Source organism: Mycobacterium sp. 852002-51961_SCH5331710 (assembly GCF_001665535.1).
Classification (GTDB): Bacteria; Actinomycetota; Actinomycetes; order Mycobacteriales; family Mycobacteriaceae; genus Mycobacterium.
In genome coordinates, this window is sequence record NZ_LZSQ01000006.1 from 53799 (window position 1) to 69013 (window position 15215).

General features: G+C 67.7%; 17 protein-coding genes. 12 read left to right on the forward strand and 5 right to left on the reverse strand.

Annotated elements, in window-relative coordinates; translation table 11 throughout:
• Nucleotides 1-40: 40 nt before the first annotated feature.
• Complete coding sequence (locus A5752_RS01150; protein ID WP_067080748.1) at nucleotides 41-658, reverse strand: hypothetical protein; 618 nt, start codon at nucleotides 656-658, stop codon at nucleotides 41-43.
• 31 nt (nucleotides 659-689) lie between these two features.
• On the opposite strand from A5752_RS01150, the gene A5752_RS01155 reads away from it, so the two are divergent.
• Together A5752_RS01155 and A5752_RS01160 are read left to right on the forward strand one after the other, a co-directional pair.
• On the forward strand, nucleotides 690-1589 hold the full coding sequence (locus A5752_RS01155; protein ID WP_067080750.1) for a phosphoribosylaminoimidazolesuccinocarboxamide synthase: 900 nt from the start codon (nucleotides 690-692) through the stop codon (nucleotides 1587-1589).
• Nucleotides 1586-3691 carry a S9 family peptidase gene (locus A5752_RS01160; RefSeq protein ID WP_067080753.1) on the forward strand — a complete coding sequence of 702 codons (2106 nt, stop codon included), beginning with the start codon at nucleotides 1586-1588 and terminating at the stop codon, nucleotides 3689-3691. Before A5752_RS01155 ends, A5752_RS01160 begins: the two co-directional genes overlap by 4 nt.
• On the opposite strand, the gene A5752_RS01165 is transcribed toward A5752_RS01160, so the two are convergent.
• Nucleotides 3650-4099 (reverse strand): DoxX family protein, encoded by a 450-nt coding sequence (locus tag A5752_RS01165; protein ID WP_067080755.1) that lies wholly within the window; start codon nucleotides 4097-4099, stop codon nucleotides 3650-3652. The two genes, A5752_RS01160 and A5752_RS01165, sit on opposite strands and share 42 nt — an antisense overlap.
• An 84-nt stretch (nucleotides 4100-4183) precedes the next feature.
• Between A5752_RS01165 and A5752_RS01170 the strand changes: the two genes are divergently transcribed.
• The 3 genes from A5752_RS01170 (at nucleotide 4184) to A5752_RS01180 (ending at nucleotide 6950) form a co-directional block, all read left to right on the forward strand.
• Nucleotides 4184-4741 carry a TetR/AcrR family transcriptional regulator gene (locus A5752_RS01170; protein ID WP_067080758.1) on the forward strand — a complete coding sequence of 186 codons (558 nt, stop codon included), beginning with the start codon at nucleotides 4184-4186 and terminating at the stop codon, nucleotides 4739-4741.
• Nucleotides 4742-4750: 9 nt separating this feature from the next.
• Entirely contained in the window at nucleotides 4751-5248 is a 498-nt protein-coding gene (locus tag A5752_RS01175) for a glutathione peroxidase (protein WP_067080760.1), read from the forward strand.
• 64 nt (nucleotides 5249-5312) lie between these two features.
• On the forward strand, nucleotides 5313-6950 hold the full coding sequence (locus A5752_RS01180) for an FAD-binding dehydrogenase (protein WP_067080998.1): 1638 nt from the start codon (nucleotides 5313-5315) through the stop codon (nucleotides 6948-6950).
• Nucleotides 6951-6977: 27 nt separating this feature from the next.
• Here A5752_RS01180 and A5752_RS01185 read toward each other — a convergent pair whose 3' ends face one another.
• Entirely contained in the window at nucleotides 6978-7631 is a 654-nt protein-coding gene (locus A5752_RS01185; protein WP_067080763.1) for an MBL fold metallo-hydrolase, read from the reverse strand.
• A gap of 46 nt (nucleotides 7632-7677) precedes the next feature.
• On the opposite strand from A5752_RS01185, the gene A5752_RS01190 reads away from it, so the two are divergent.
• Genes A5752_RS01190 through purQ form a run of 3 tightly spaced genes read left to right on the forward strand, consistent with a single transcriptional unit; the run spans nucleotide 7678 to nucleotide 9304 of the window.
• Complete coding sequence (locus A5752_RS01190) at nucleotides 7678-8355, forward strand: ATPase (protein WP_067080764.1); 678 nt, start codon at nucleotides 7678-7680, stop codon at nucleotides 8353-8355.
• 35 nt (nucleotides 8356-8390) lie between these two features.
• Nucleotides 8391-8630 carry a phosphoribosylformylglycinamidine synthase subunit PurS gene (gene purS, locus A5752_RS01195; protein WP_067080767.1) on the forward strand — a complete coding sequence of 80 codons (240 nt, stop codon included), beginning with the start codon at nucleotides 8391-8393 and terminating at the stop codon, nucleotides 8628-8630.
• Complete coding sequence (purQ, locus tag A5752_RS01200; protein WP_067080769.1) at nucleotides 8627-9304, forward strand: phosphoribosylformylglycinamidine synthase subunit PurQ; 678 nt, start codon at nucleotides 8627-8629, stop codon at nucleotides 9302-9304. Before purS ends, purQ begins: the two co-directional genes overlap by 4 nt.
• A 25-nt stretch (nucleotides 9305-9329) precedes the next feature.
• Here the strand turns inward: purQ and A5752_RS01205 are convergent, their stop codons facing one another.
• Together A5752_RS01205 and A5752_RS01210 are read right to left on the reverse strand one after the other, a co-directional pair.
• On the reverse strand, nucleotides 9330-10127 hold the full coding sequence (locus tag A5752_RS01205) for a family 1 encapsulin nanocompartment shell protein (protein WP_067080771.1): 798 nt from the start codon (nucleotides 10125-10127) through the stop codon (nucleotides 9330-9332).
• A complete protein-coding gene (locus tag A5752_RS01210; RefSeq protein ID WP_067080772.1) occupies nucleotides 10127-11161 on the reverse strand; it encodes a Dyp-type peroxidase in 1035 nt (344 codons plus the stop codon). The genes A5752_RS01205 and A5752_RS01210 overlap by 1 nt, the downstream gene beginning before the upstream one ends.
• A 50-nt stretch (nucleotides 11162-11211) precedes the next feature.
• Here A5752_RS01210 and A5752_RS01215 point away from each other — a divergent pair, with 50 nt between their 5' ends.
• The 4 genes from A5752_RS01215 to A5752_RS01230 are packed head-to-tail and all read left to right on the forward strand — an operon-like array spanning nucleotide 11212 to nucleotide 15203.
• Nucleotides 11212-12471, forward strand: coding sequence for a M18 family aminopeptidase (locus A5752_RS01215; RefSeq protein ID WP_067080775.1), 1260 nt, complete (start codon nucleotides 11212-11214; stop codon nucleotides 12469-12471).
• Nucleotides 12472-12486: 15 nt separating this feature from the next.
• Nucleotides 12487-12843 (forward strand): VOC family protein, encoded by a 357-nt coding sequence (locus tag A5752_RS01220; RefSeq protein ID WP_067080777.1) that lies wholly within the window; start codon nucleotides 12487-12489, stop codon nucleotides 12841-12843.
• A gap of 54 nt (nucleotides 12844-12897) precedes the next feature.
• Entirely contained in the window at nucleotides 12898-14094 is a 1197-nt protein-coding gene (locus A5752_RS01225; protein WP_067080780.1) for a cation:proton antiporter domain-containing protein, read from the forward strand.
• Nucleotides 14095-14123: 29 nt separating this feature from the next.
• Nucleotides 14124-15203, forward strand: a complete 1080-nt coding sequence (locus A5752_RS01230; protein WP_067080783.1) for a serine hydrolase domain-containing protein — start codon at nucleotides 14124-14126, stop codon at nucleotides 15201-15203.
• The last annotated feature ends 12 nt before the right edge of the window (nucleotides 15204-15215 follow it).

The following is a 15215-nucleotide window of genomic DNA, read 5'->3' on the forward strand; positions in this document are numbered from 1 at the left end:
CAGCGATCGAAATCACTCACAAATCGCGGCGGCGGAGCCGCTAGAGGCGGCGGGCGACGCCCGACGAGCGCAACTCGAGCGCCGCGAGTCCCCGGATCGCGTCGTGGTCGTGCATCCGCCACGCCCCGACCGGGTCGGCGTGGACCGCGACCAGCTTCGCCAGCGGCCGATTGGCCAGCGCCCGCAGCGCCAACAACTGCTCGCCCGCGGGTGTGCGGGCCAGCGTGAGTGCCGTCCACTTGCGGCGGAAGAACCGCAGCCGCAGGTACAGCCACGGCATCGCGACGAACAGGATCGGCGGCGCGGCCACCGCCAACGCCAGCACCCATGCCAGCCACGATGCGGTGGTGTCGAGGCTGTGGCCGGCACCGGCGATGTCGAGCGCCGCTTCGCTGGCCGCCCGCAGCGGCTTGCTCAGCGCGTCGCCGATCAGCGGGAAGTCGTCGGTGCGCTCACCCGCGGAGTCGAGGTTGTCGGCCACGCCGTTGGCGCCGGTCTCCACCTGGCGGCCCACCGCGGCGATGGTGGACACCGCCGAGTGCACGGCCATGCCGACCAGCACCCACACCGTGGTCCAGACGACCACGACGATGTCGCTGACGAGCTGGGCCATGATGCGCGACGGTGTGGTGGCATAGGGGATAAACCGCGAAGTCATGGCAGTAGATGCTGCCCGATAGGCTGGCCCGATGCGCCCCGCTCTGTCCGACTACGAACATCTGGCCAGCGGCAAGGTTCGCGAACTGTATCGCGTGGACGACGAGACGCTGCTCTTCGTGGCCAGCGACCGCATCTCCGCCTACGACTACATCCTCGACTCGCAGATCCCCGACAAGGGCCGCATCCTCACCGCGATGAGCGTGTTCTTCTTCGACCTGCTGAGTCGGACGGCGGGCACACCCAACCATCTCGCCGGTCCTCCCGACGACGAGCGCATTCCCGCCGCCGTGCTGGGCCGCTCGCTGGTGGTACAGGAGCTCGAGATGTTGCCGGTGGAGGCGGTGGCCCGCGGCTACCTCACCGGTTCAGGGCTCATCGACTACCAGAAGACCGGAGCGGTGTGCGGTATCGCGCTTCCCGCCGGGCTGGTCGAGGCGAGCAAGTTCGACGAGCCGCTGTTCACCCCGGCGACGAAAGCCGAACTGGGACAACACGATGAGAACATCTCGTTCGACGCCGTGGTCGAACTGATCGGAGAACAGCGCGCACAGCAGCTGCGCGACCGGACGCTGGAGACCTACCGCCGCGGGGCCGAACACGCGCTGACCAAAGGGATCATCGTCGCCGACACCAAATTCGAGTTCGGAGTAGGCAAGGACGGCGAACTGCGACTCGCCGACGAGGTGTTCACCCCCGACTCCAGCAGGTACTGGCGCGCCGACGACTGGAAAGAAGGCGTCGTGCAGCAGAGCTTCGACAAGCAGTTCGTCCGCAACTGGCTCACGGGTCCGGAGTCGGGATGGGACCGCGCCGGCGGCACAGCGCCGCCACCGCTGCCCCCCGACGTCGTGCAAGCCACCCGTTCCCGCTACATCGAGGCATACGAACGCATTTCGGGACTGAAGTTCGACGATTGGATCGGGGCATGATTCCGCCGGTGGCCAAGCGAGTCGACACCAAACGCGAACATCACGGCGATGTCTTCGCTGACCCCTACGAGTGGCTGCGCAACAAGAACGATCCCGACGTGATCGCGTATCTCGAGGCGGAGAACGCCTACACCGAGCACGTCACCGAACACCTCGCGCCACTGCGACAGGCCATCTTCGACGAGATCAAGGCCCGCACCAAGGAGACCGACCTGTCGGTGCCGACGAGGCGCGACGCGTGGTGGTATTACGGCCGCAGCTTCGAGGGCAAGCAGTACAGCGTGCACTGCCGTTGTCCGGTCGCCGACCCGGACGACTGGACACCTCCGGTGCTCGACGAGAACACCGAGATCCCCGGCGAACAGGTGCTACTCGACGAGAACGTCGAGGCCGAGGGCCACGAATTCTTTTCGCTGGGCGCCGCCTCGGTCAGCCTCGACGGCAACATTCTGGCCTATTCGGTGGACGTCAAGGGTGACGAGCGGTACACCCTGCGGTTCAAGGACTTACGCACCGGTGAGCTGTACGAGGACACGATCGTCGGTATCGGCCCCGGTGCGACCTGGGCGGCCGACAACCGCACCGTCTACTACTCGACAGTCGACGAGGCCTGGCGTCCTGACACGATCTGGCGCCACCGTCTTGGCTCGGGTCTGCCCGCGCAGCGGGTCTATCACGAACCCGACGAACGGTATTGGCTCGGCGTCGGCCGAACCCGCAGCGACAAATACGTCATGATCGCCGCAGGAAGCGCCGTGACCTCCGAGATGCGGTACGCCGATGCGACCGACCCCGAGGCGGAGTTCGCCGTCGTGTGGCCGCGCCGCGACTTCGTCGAGTACTCCGTCGAGCACGCGGTCGTGGGCGGTGAGGATCGGTTTCTCATCCTGCACAATGACGGAGCGGTGAACTTCACCCTGGTGGAGGCGCCCGTCAGCGATCCGACCGCGATCCGCACGCTGATCGCGCATCGCGACGACGTCCGCCTCGATTCGGTCGACGCGTTCGAAAAGCACCTCGTCGTCAGCTACCGCAGTGAGGCGCTGCCGAAAATCCAGCTGTGGCCTCTGTATCCGAGCGGCGAGTACGGCCACCCCGAAGACTTCACGTTCGAGTCCGAGTTGACGTCGGCGGGCCTGAGCGCCAACCCCAATTGGAGCGCTCCCAAACTGCGCATCGGCGCCACTTCGTACACGACGCCCGTACGCATCTACGACGTCGATCTCGCCACCGGCGAACGGACGCTGCTGCGTGAGCAGCCCGTGCTCGGCGACTACCGGCCCGAAGACTATGTCGAGCGTCGCGATTGGGCGATCGCGCGGGACGGTGTGCGGGTACCGATCTCGATCGTTCACAAGATCGGGCTGCAGTATCCGGCGCCCACGCTGCTGTACGGGTACGGCGCCTACGAGGCCTGCGAAGACCCGCGGTTCTCGATCGCGCGGCTCTCGCTGCTCGACCGCGGAATGGTGTTCGCGGTGGCCCACGTGCGGGGCGGCGGCGAGCTCGGCCGGCCGTGGTACGAGCACGGCAAGATGCTCGAGAAGAAGAACAGCTTCACCGACTTCGTCGACGTCGCAGCGCATCTCGTGCAGACCGACGTCACCCGACCGGAGAACCTGGTGGCGTACGGCGGCAGCGCAGGCGGTCTGCTCGTCGGCGCGGTGGCCAACATGGCGCCGGAGCTGTTCGCCGGCATCCTCGCGGTGGTGCCGTTCGTCGATCCCCTCACCACGATCCTCGACCCCTCGCTGCCGCTGACTGTCACCGAATGGGACGAGTGGGGAAACCCGTTGGAGAACAAGGACGTCTACGAGTACATGAGGTCCTACTCCCCGTATGAGAACGTCGAGGCCAAGGACTACCCGAGAATCCTCGCGATGACGTCGTTGAACGACACCCGCGTGTTCTACGTCGAGCCGGCGAAATGGATTGCCGCCCTTCGCCAGACCAAGACCGACGACCATCCCGTGCTGTTGAAGACCGAGATGAATGCCGGCCACGGCGGTATCAGCGGACGCTATGAACGCTGGAAGGAAACCGCATTCCAGTACGCCTGGCTACTGGACGCCGCCCAGGCCGATCACGAGCGCCGCCCCTAAGAAGACGATCTGCTCGGCGGTGCGTAGATCCAGCCGCGTCGTCATCGACTTCGGCGGGTTCGGCATCCGCGCCGCGCAGACGTTGGCCGGGAACATCGCGATCATCAACGCGAAGAGGCAGACCGCCGCGGCGACCCGAGTAGGCGGGTAGAGCAGGCCGATCGCGCCGACGATCTCGAGCACACCGGTGAGAGTCACCAACGACGCCGGGGCGGGTAATCGCGGCGGCACGATCGCGATCATGTCGCGGCGCAGCGGGTTGACGAAGTGGGCGAACCCGGTGACCACGAACATCGCGGCCAGTCCGACGGCCACGGCGGACGGCCAGCTGTCGACGTACTCGACGCCCAGCCAGCCGACCAGCCGCGCGCCGAGCGTCCCCAGTATCAGCGTGATGATGACGGCCATGATCGAACTCCAATCTAGACAGTGACAAGTTTTAACGGTAGGCAACGAACTAGGCACTGTCAAGATTTGCGCTACGATGTCCGCATGAGCAGGACGTCCTATCACCACGGCGACCTGAAGGCCGTCATCCTCGCCGAAGCGGCAAGCCTGGTGGCCGAACGGGGGGCCGACGGAATCTCGCTGCGTGAACTCGCGCGGGTCGCCGGCGTATCGCACGCCGCGCCTGCGCACCACTTCACCGACCGCCGTGGGTTGTTCACGGCGCTGGCCGCGGAGGGTTGGCGCAAGCTCGCCGCGGCGCTGTCCGAGACCGGCCCGGAATTCATCGACGCCGCACTGGCATACGTGCGCTTCGCGCTCGACCACCCCGGGCACTACGCGGTCATGTTCGACCGGGCGCTCGTCGACCCGGACAACGCGGAGTTGAAAGCCGCCCAGGATGCGGCGGGCGCGGAACTGCGGCAGGGTGTCGGCACCCTCGACGATCCGCGCGCCGCACAGGATCCTCAGGCGGCCGCGTTGGCCGCCTGGTCTCTGGTACACGGCTTTTCGCTGCTGTGGCTGAACAAGGCGATCGACGCCGAGGGCGATCCGCTGGCGACGGTGCACCGGGTCGCGGGCATGCTGTTCGAGACCGGGTAACGTGCGGGCATGACCGACACTCCGCTGACCGATATCGCTGTGACCACCCTCGACGGCCGCGAAACCACGCTCGGCGAGCTGGCCGACGGCGCCGCACTGGTGGTCAACGTCGCCTCCAAATGCGGTCTCACACCGCAGTACACGGCGCTCGAACAGTTGGCCAAGGACTACCGGGACCGCGGGCTCACGGTCGTCGGCGTGCCGTGCAACCAGTTCATGGGTCAAGAACCCGGCACAGCCGAGGAGATTCAACAGTTCTGTTCGACGACGTACGGCGTGACGTTCCCGTTGCTCGCCAAGACCGACGTCAACGGCTCCGACCGCCATCCGCTGTATGCCGAGCTGACGAAGACACCCGACGACGGCGGCGAGGCCGGCGACATCCAGTGGAACTTCGAGAAGTTCCTGCTCGCGCCGGGCGGCAAGGTCGTCAAGCGGTTCCGGCCCCGCACCGAGCCCGATGCGCCCGAGGTGATCGCCGCCATCGAAGACGTCCTACCGCGCTAGCCCGTCGGCTGCCTGACGTCGTAATGGCGTCCGCCGCTTGGCCCGTCCCGCTAACGTGGCGGCCATGGCAGATGCTGACGTCATCGTCGTGGGAGCCGGGCTGGCGGGTCTGGTGGCGGCCTGCGAACTCGTCGAACGCGGCCGACGCGTACTGATCGTCGACCAGGAGAACGCCAACAACATCGGCGGTCAGGCGTTCTGGTCGTTCGGCGGGCTTTTCTTTGTCGACAGCCCGGAGCAACGGCGGATGGGCATCCGCGACAGCCACGAGTTGGCGCTGCAGGACTGGCTGGGCTCAGCGGGATTCGACCGCCCGGAGGATCACTGGCCGCGGCAGTGGGCTCATGCCTACGTCGATTTCGCGGCGGGGGAGAAGCGCGGTTGGCTGCGCGAGCGCGGCCTGCGGACGTTCCCGCTCGTCGGATGGGCCGAGCGCGGTGGATACGACGCGCGCGGCCACGGCAACTCGGTGCCGCGCTTCCACATCACCTGGGGCACCGGCCCCGCGATCGTCGACATCTTCGCGCGCCGCCTCACGGGGCGAGCCCGGTATGCGCACCGCCACAGGGTCGACGAGCTCATCGTCGAGAATGGCACCGTCGTCGGTGTGCGCGGAACCGTGCTCGAGCCGTCCGACGCCGCCCGCGGCGTCGCCACCTCGCGAGAACCCGTCGGAGAGTTCGAATTTCGCGCACAAGCGGTGATCGTCGCCAGCGGCGGCATCGGCGGCAACCACGACCTGGTGCGGCAGAACTGGCCCAAGCGGATGGGCCGGGTACCCGAACAGCTGCTGTCCGGTGTGCCCGCGCACGTCGACGGTCGGATGATCGGCATCACCGAGGCCGCGGGGGCACGCGTGATCAACAGCGACCGCATGTGGCACTACACCGAGGGCATCACCAACTACGACCCCATCTGGCCGCTGCACGGCATTCGCATCCTGCCCGGGCCGTCGTCGTTGTGGTTGGACGCCAACGGCAATCGCCTGCCGTCCCCGCTGTACCCGGGTTTCGACACGCTCGGCACGCTGGAGCACATCGCGCAAACGGGTCAGGACTACACGTGGTTCATCCTCAACGCACGAATCATCGCCAAGGAGTTCGCACTCTCGGGTCAGGAGCAGAACCCGGACCTGACCGGTCGCAGCATCCGCGACGTATTGTCGCGGGTCCGTCCGGGGGCGCCGGCGCCGGTGCAGGCGTTCGTCGACCGTGGCGTCGACTTCGTCAGCGCGGATTCACTGCGCGATCTGGTCTCGTCGATGAACGCCGTGCCGGATGTGGTGCCGCTGGACTATGCGACGGTCGAAGCCGAGGTCACCGCGCGCGACCGGGAGGTCGCTAACAAGTTCACCAAGGACATGCAGATCGCCTCGATCCGCGTTGCGCGCAATTATCTCGGTGACCGATTCAGCCGCGTTGTCGCGCCACACCGCCTGACCGACCCCAAGGCCGGACCGTTGATTGCGGTGAAGCTGCACATCCTGACGCGAAAGTCGTTGGGCGGACTCGAAACCGACCTCGACGCGCGCGTGCTCAAATCCGACGGAAGCGCGTTCGACGGTCTGTACGCCGCAGGCGAGGCCGCCGGATTCGGCGGAGGCGGCGTGCACGGCTACCGATCGCTCGAGGGCACCTTCCTCGGCGGTTGCGTGTTCTCCGGGCGGGCCGCGGGCCGGGCCGCCGCGCGCGATACGGCCTGACTCAGAGTTCCGCGGCCGAGCCGCGGATCAGAATTCCGTCCCGTTCTCCGGTTCGAGCACCCGGAAGTCGGTGTCGGTCATCTCCGTCAGGCGACCGTAGAAGATCCCGCGAGCGCTCGGATCGATGATGCCCTGGTGGATGGGCACCGCATGCGTCGGCGCCACCGCGCGCAGGTAGTCCACGGCCTCGGAGATCTTCATCCAGGGCGCGGCGGCGGGCGTGGCGAGCACGTCGACGGGTTCGCCGGGCGCGAACAGTGCGTCGCCGGGATGCATCAGCCGGGCTCGATGGGTGCCGTCGTCGACGAGGTAGGAGATGTTGTCGATGACCGGGATCTCCGGGTGGATGACGGCGTGCTTGCCGCCGACGCCGCGCACGGTCAGGTGATCGATGGTGAGGACATCGCCGACGTTGACCGCGCGCCACGGCTCACCCAGCTGTGCGGCGGTCTGCGGGTCGGCGTAGAGGGCGGCCTGCGGGTTGGCCTCGAGCAGGGCCGGCAGCCGGTCGGTGTCGGCGTGGTCGGGGTGCTGATGGGTGATCAGGATCGCCGACAGACCGGTGATGCCCTCGAATCCGTGCGAAAAGACACCCGGGTCGAACAGGATCGTCGCTTCACCACCGGATTCGCCCTTGAAATTGGCCAGTAAGCAGGAATGTCCGAAATGGGTCAATTGCATGCCTATATTGTGGCGGCGCAGGCCGTCTTCAGGGGGTACTTGAGTCGTGCGATTGGTGCTTGCGGTGGCCCTCGCGACGTTCGGCCTGGCGTTGACCGCCGGCCCCGTACCCGCCCCGACGTCGGGGGCGGTGCCGGGCGTGTGCCCGCCGATCTGCGACGCGATTCCCGACGTCGCGTGGCCGCAATCCGACGCGCTTCCCCTGTTTCCGGTGTACCGCTGGCCGGGGCTGGCGGGCCTGGCCGTCAATGCGCCGGCGCCGCGGTTCATGTTCGAGGAGCTCTGCGCCAGCCCGCCGGTGCCGGGCGACCCGCGCGACTACGTGGTGGCATCCCGTGCTCAGATCAACAATCCCGCAGGTCAGTGGCAGTTGCGGGCGCAAGTGCTGCACTGGCGCGGCGATGTTGCGTACAACGGCCCGCTCACAACATCGGTGCTCGATTCGGCGCAGACTCGTCTGCGAACGTGTCAGCTGACCGCCCCGCTGGTGTCGCCGTCGATCACCACGGCCGAACCCGAGCGGGTGGCGGCGGTGATCAGCGTCGCCGGCCAGAAAGTGGTGCGTCAGTACCTGCTGGCCCACCCGACCAGCGGCAGCATCGTCGAGCTCGCGCTGTGGTCGACGCTGCCTCTGCAGGTGCCCTGGCCCGCAGTGTCGGACGTGCAGGTTCTCGATGCGCTCGCGGGCCCGTTGTGCGAGGCCTACCTCGGTTCGTGCCGGTGAGTCGCGTGCGCGTCAACCGCCGGTACAGTTGACGCGTGGCAAGGGTGGTGGTGCACGTGATGCCCAAGGCGGAGATCCTCGATCCGCAGGGGCAGGCGATCGTCGGCGCGTTGGGCCGTCTGGGCTTCAACGGCGTCTCAGATGTCCGGCAGGGCAAGCGTTTTGAGCTCGAGGTCGATGACGGCATCGACGACGCCACCCTGGCCGAGATCGCGGAGTCGCTGCTGGCGAACACCGTGATCGAGGACTGGTCGGTGAGTAGGGAGCAATCATGACCGCTCGTGTGGGCGTCATCACATTTCCGGGCACGCTCGACGACGTCGATGCCGCGCGCGCGGTCAGGCTGGCGGGCGCCGAGGCGGTTCCGCTGTGGCACGCCGACGCCGACCTGAAGAACGTCGACGCCGTCGTGGTGCCCGGTGGCTTTTCCTACGGCGACTATCTGCGGGCCGGCGCGATCGCCAAGTTCGCGCCGGTGATGGGTGAGGTCGTCCGCGGGGCCGAGCGCGGTATGCCGGTGTTGGGCATTTGCAACGGTTTTCAGGTGCTGTGCGAGGCCGGTCTGCTGCCGGGTGCGTTGACCCGCAACGCCGGGCTGCATTTCGTGTGCCGCGACATCTGGCTGGAGGTGGCGTCGAACACCTCGGCGTGGACGACGCGCTTCGAGAAGGGCGCCGATCTGCTGATCCCGCTGAAGTCCGGCGAGGGCCGTTATGTCGCCGGCGACCAGGTGCTCGACGAACTCGAGGGTGAAGGCCGGGTGGTGTTCCGCTATCGCGACAACCCCAACGGCTCCCAGCGCAACATCGCGGGCATCAGCTCGGCCAACGGCCGCGTCGTCGGCCTGATGCCGCACCCCGAGCACGCCACGGAGGCGCTCACCGGTCCATCCGACGACGGCCTCGGTCTGTTCTACTCCGCGCTCGACGCGGTGCTGACGCCCGCCTGACCGCGAGGCTCACGCACCAAGAAGACTAGGGCGTCAGGGCGACCGAGGCTTCGGCGGTGTAGCACAGGAACGTCAGCGTCTCCTCCAGATACAACTGGACGGAACGCGCATCGTGCGACAAGTAGCCGATCGACACGTCCGTGCCCAGCTGCAGGTCGAAATCGCCGCCACGCGTTGACAATACGAACGCACCGTCGATCGCCGGCGCCCAGATGATCTCGCCGTCAACCAGCCGGTTGAGGTGCTCGCGGATCGGATAGCCGTGTTGGGTGGTCTCGCTGACCTTGGTGTACACATCGGCCGACAGCAGCACCGAGTACGGGCCGTCGACACCGCTGAGCCGCAACTCCGACAGCGCTTGGGAGATGACGTCGGGGATGTCGCGCTCGTCGTCGGGCAGCGCGAGCGCGGTGTTCGAACTGCACGCCCGGATACCTTCGATCGACGCCGCCTCGTATCCCTCGAAGATCGCGCGGTCCTCGGCGAACGCCAGTTTCATCGCGGCGTCTTTGACCGGATCCCAATCCGAATCCTGCGAACCGCGCTCCACATCGTCGATTGCGGTGCGAGACACCGTGAACGGCACGCGCAACCGGACCAGCGGCTTGGCCTCCCGCAGATGCGCCACCACACCGTCGCCGGGCGGTGTCACGTCGCGCAGATGGCCCGTGCTGACCGCGGCGGTGGTGGGCCCACCGGGCTCGCTGACGTCGACCACGCGCCGACCGGCTATGTGGCGCTTGAACGTTCGTGCCGCCTCGAGCTCGATCTCGGCCCATGCCTCTTGAGTGATCGGTGCCAGATCGCGGTACAGGTTGTTCATCAGCGGGTTCCTTTCAGGCTGCCGATGCCGAGCGAGCCCTCGTACTCGGCGGGAGATGTCACGGTCGCGGTCGGTGCGTCGTCATCGGCGGCGACCGAACCGGGCAGTGGGGGAGGATCATCGAGGAAGTCGACGGTCGGCGTGAAGAACAGGCCACCGGTCAAGGCGGTCGAGAAGTCCAGGATGCGATCGGTGTTCCCGGGCGGATCGCCGATGAACATGTTGTCGAGCATCCGCTCGGTGACCGACGGCGTCCGTGAATAGCCGATGTAGTAGGTGCCGAACTCGCCCTTGCCGATCTCGCCGAACGGCATGTTGTGTCGGACGATCTTCAGTTCGTTGCCGTCGTCGTCCTCGATCACGTTGAGCGCGACATGCGAATTGGCCGGCTTGACCGCGTCGTCGAGTTCGATGTCGTCGAGCTTGGTGCGGCCGATTACCCGCTCCTGCTCCTCCACCGACAGCGAGTTCCACGACGCCATGTCGTGCACGTACTTCTGCACGTGCACGTAGCAACCGCCCGCGAAATCGGGGTCCTCGTCGCCGATCTGGGTGGCCGAGCGGGCGAGTGGACCGTCCGGATTCTCGGTACCGTCGACGAAACCCATCAAGTCACGGTTGTCGAAGAACCGGAAACCGTGGGTCTCGTCGACGACGGTGATCGCGCCTTCCATGGCCTCGGCCAGTTTGGTGGCCAATTCGAAACACACGTCCATCGATTCGGCGCGGATGTGGAACAGCAGGTCGCCCTCGGTGGCCGGTGCGTGGTGACGGCCGCCGCGGATCTCGACGAACGGATGCAGTTCGGCCGGTCGGGGACCGCTGAACAGCCGGTCCCAGGCGTCCGAACCGATCGACGTCACCGCCGACAGCCGCTTGGCCGGATCGCGGAATCCGATGGCCCGCACCAGCCCCGAGATGTCCGGAAGCGCATCGTGCACGGTCGCCTCCCCGCCGTCGGCGATGGTCGCCACCAGGAAAACCGCCGCGGGCGTCAACGGTTCGAGCACCGGCTGCGGTTGGATCTCGGGCACAACAGGACCCTATCGTCAAACGATCTTGAATCACCCGCAAAGATGAAGAGATGGCAGCTAGCCCCCAGAGCCTGTGCGAGTTCATCGACGCGTCCCCGTCGCCGTATCACGCCTGCGAAACGGCGGCGGCCCGCCTGCGCGACGCGGGTTTTCGCGAGCTCTCCGAAGCCGACCCCTGGCCCACCCACGGCGACTTCTACGTCCTGCGAGCCGGATCGCTGATCGCCTGGCGGACGGACCCGGGCCGACGTAACGCGTCGTTTCGCATCGTCGGCGCCCACACCGACAGCCCGAACCTGCGCGTCAAACAGCACCCCGACCGGTTCGTCTCGGGGTGGCGCGTCGTCGCGCTTGCGCCGTACGGCGGTGCGTGGCTGAACTCGTGGCTGGACCGCGACCTCGGCATCAGCGGGCGGCTGTCTGTGCGCACCGGCAGCGGGCTGGAGCATCGGCTCATCCGGATCGACGAACCGATCCTGCGGGTACCCCAGCTGGCCATCCACCTCGCCGAGGACCGCAAGGCCGTCGAGCTCAATCCGCAGCGCCACGTCAACGCGGTGTGGGGTGCGGGCAGCGGACCCCGCTCCTTCTCCGACTTCGTCGCCGAGCGTGCCGGGGTGGCCGGCGACGACGTGCTGGGCGCCGATCTGATGACGCACGATCTGACACCGTCGCGGCTCGTCGGCGCTGACCGCGACCTGGTCAGCGCGCCACGGTTGGACAACCAGGCGACCTGCTACGCCGGGCTGGAAGCGTTCCTGGCGGCCGACCCCGGCGCGCACACACCCGTGCTGGTCCTGTTCGACCACGAGGAGGTCGGCTCGCAGTCCGATCACGGCGCCCAGTCGGATCTGCTGTTGACAGTCCTCGAGCGCATCACGCTCAGCGAGGGCGGTGGCCGTGAGGACTTCCTGCGTCGGCTGCCCGGCTCGATGGTGGCGTCCGGTGACATGGCCCACGCCACGCATCCGAACTACCCGGAGCGCCACGAGCCGGGGCACCTCATCGAGGTCAACGCCGGTCCGGTGCTCAAGGTGCAGCCGAACCTGCGATACGCCACCGACGGACGCACGGCCGCCGCGTTCGCGCTGGCGTGCGCGCAGGCCGGAGTGCCGCTGCAGCGCTACGAACACCGCGCCGACCTGCCGTGCGGGTCGACGGTCGGACCGATGACGGCGGCCCGCACCGGGATTCCGACCGTCGACGTGGGCGCACCGCAGCTGGCCATGCATTCGGCTCGCGAGGTGATGGGTGCCGACGACGTCGTCTCGTACGCGGCGGCCTTGACGGCGTTCCTGTCACCGCGCTGATCTAGGGTCGGCGCCATGCCCCTCGCCATGGTGAACGTGACCTTCGACAGCACCGACCCCGACCGGCTCGCCGAGTGGTGGGCTCGTGCCCTTGGTGGGCAGGTAAACCCGTTGGCACCAGGCTTTTTCGTCACCGTCTCCCGTCCCGACGGCGGTCCCGGTCTCGGCTTCCAGAAGGTCGACGACCCCACGCCGGGCAAGAACCGGGTCCACCTCGACTTCGGCTCCCCCGACGCCGAGGCCGAGGTCAAGCGGCTGGTCGAACTCGGCGCCACCGAAACTGGGCGGCACAGCATGGGTGACTTCGGCTGGGTGGTGCTCGCCGACCCGGACGGCAACGAATTCTGCATCGGTTCCGCCGACCATCCCTGACCGATCCGTCCCGTCGCCGGGTAGCGACGCCGATCCGCTGGAAAGATCGCCGGCGTGCTGCTCTCACTGATCGCCGTCTCGGCGGTGCTGGCCGCGTGGGCGCTGGGTGCCAAGCGCTTCGAGCAATGGCGGCTGACCGCGCCGATGGTCCTGGTGCTCGCGGGCATCGCGGTCGGCTTCACCACGCGCGACGGGCTGGCCGATTCGCTGAACACCGAGGTGGCTCAGCACACCGCCGAAATCATCTTGGCGATCCTGCTTTTCGTCGACGCCACCGACATTCGCGGCGGGCTGTTCGGCAGGGATCCGCGCGCCGCGATGCGGCTGCTGTTCATTGCGCTGCCGCTGAGCCTGGCCGCAGCGCTGGCCCTGGGGCTGTGGCTGCTGCCCGAATTGCCCTGGGCGGTGCTGCTGGTCCTCGCGTGTGTGGTGGTGCCGACGGATTTCGCGCCCGCGGCGTCGATTCTGCGCGACGAGCGTGTGCCCGAGCGGGTGCGCGATGTGCTCAACGTCGAAGCCGGTTACAACGACGGCATCATCTCCCCGCTGTTCATCTTCGCCCTGGCCGTGGTGGGCGACCGGTCGCACGCCTCTACACCCATGGAGGCGTTGGCGTCGGCCCTGCCCCAGGCGATCAAGGCCATCCTCGTCGGCCTTGCCGTCGGCGCCGCGCTGGCCCTGCTCACCAACCTCGCCGAGCGCCGCGGCGCGATGACCGACCGCAGCAAGCGGCTGATTCTGGTCGCCGCACCGATGCTCGCCTTCGGGCTGAGCCTGGCGGTGGACGGCAACGGGTTCGTCGCCGCGTTCGTCTGCGGCATCGCGTTCCACTACCTGCGGCGGTCGTCGGCACTGCAGGCCGAACTGGCTTTGGTGGACGACATCGGATACCTGCTCACCATCGTGATGTGGTTCGTCGTCGGCGCCACCGCGGTGCTGGCGCTGACGCTGGGCCTCAGCTGGTGGTTGGTGCTGTATTGCCTGCTGGCGTTGACGGTCGTGCGGCTGGTGCCGGTCGTGATCGCGCTGTTGGGCTCGCCGTTCACCTGGCCGGAGCGGCTGCTGGTCGGCTGGCTCGGCCCGCGGGGCACCACCTCGATCGTGTTCGGTCTGCTGGCGTTCAACGTGCTGCTCGGCGAGGCGGAACGGGAAGTGCTGATGGCCGTCGTCATCGTCGTCCTCGGCAGTGTCGTGCTGCACGGCGCCACCGCCCCCGCCGCCGCCCACGCGTTTAGCAGGTCACGGCCCTAAAAGCGGGGCCGCCCTCTAACGTCTTCTTCGTGACCCGACCGGCTCGGGCGGCGACGGCAGCCCTGGCGACCATCCTGGTGATCGGCGGCTGCGCGAACGAAGCACCGAGCGTCGAGGCGGCGACCGAGTCCGACGACCGCGCCGTCCGCAGCCAGACCGTGCTGAACGACGCCGTCGCAGCCGACGCGCCGGGATGCTCCGCGGCGGTGGGTGTCGAGGGTGCCGTGGCCTGGGTCGGCGCGCGAGGGATCGCGGATACCGCCACCGGCGCCGAGATCACGACCGACACCAAGTTCGACATCGCCTCGGTGTCCAAACAGTTCACCGCCACCGCAATTCTGCTCTTGGCCGACCGTGGCCGGCTCACGCTCGACGATCCGCTGGCGACGCACGTGAGCGGGCTGCCGCCATGGGCGGACACCGTCACCGTCGGGCAGCTGATGCACCAGACCAGCGGCATCCCCGACTATCTCGGCCTGCTCGAAGACAACGGCTACACAATGAGCGACCGGACGACGAACGCCGACGCCCTGCGGGCACTGTCGACCGTGAGTGAACTGAACTTCTCGCCGGGCACGGCCTTCGAATACTCGAACTCGAACTACCTGTTACTCGCCGAGATCGTCGAACGGGTGGCGGGACAACCGCTCTCAACGTTCCTGTCCGCGCAGATCTTCTCGCCGCTCGAACTCGACATGATCCTCGATCCCGGTCATCCCGTCCCCGGCGCCGCGGTGCCCTACACCGAGGACGACGGCGCCTACACCCCGACCCTGAGCGCGTGGGAGCAGATCGGAGACGGTTCGATACAGACCGCACCGAGCCAGCTCGTGCGTTGGGCAGACAACTACCGCACCGGGAAGGTCGGCGGTCGAGAGCTGCTGGGCGCGCAACTCGCCGGGGCGGTCGAGACTCCGGACGGCGACCGGTACGGCGCCGGTATCTACGAATACGCCGACGGCACGCTGGGCCACGACGGCGCCTGGGGCGGGTTCGTCACCGAGTTCCGGATCAGCCGCGATCGGGGGTGGTCGGTGGCGGTGAGCTGCAACACCGATTCGCAGGACCCCGCTTCGATCGCCGATGGCCTCACGCAGGTCTGGAGTTAGCCGCCCGCCGCC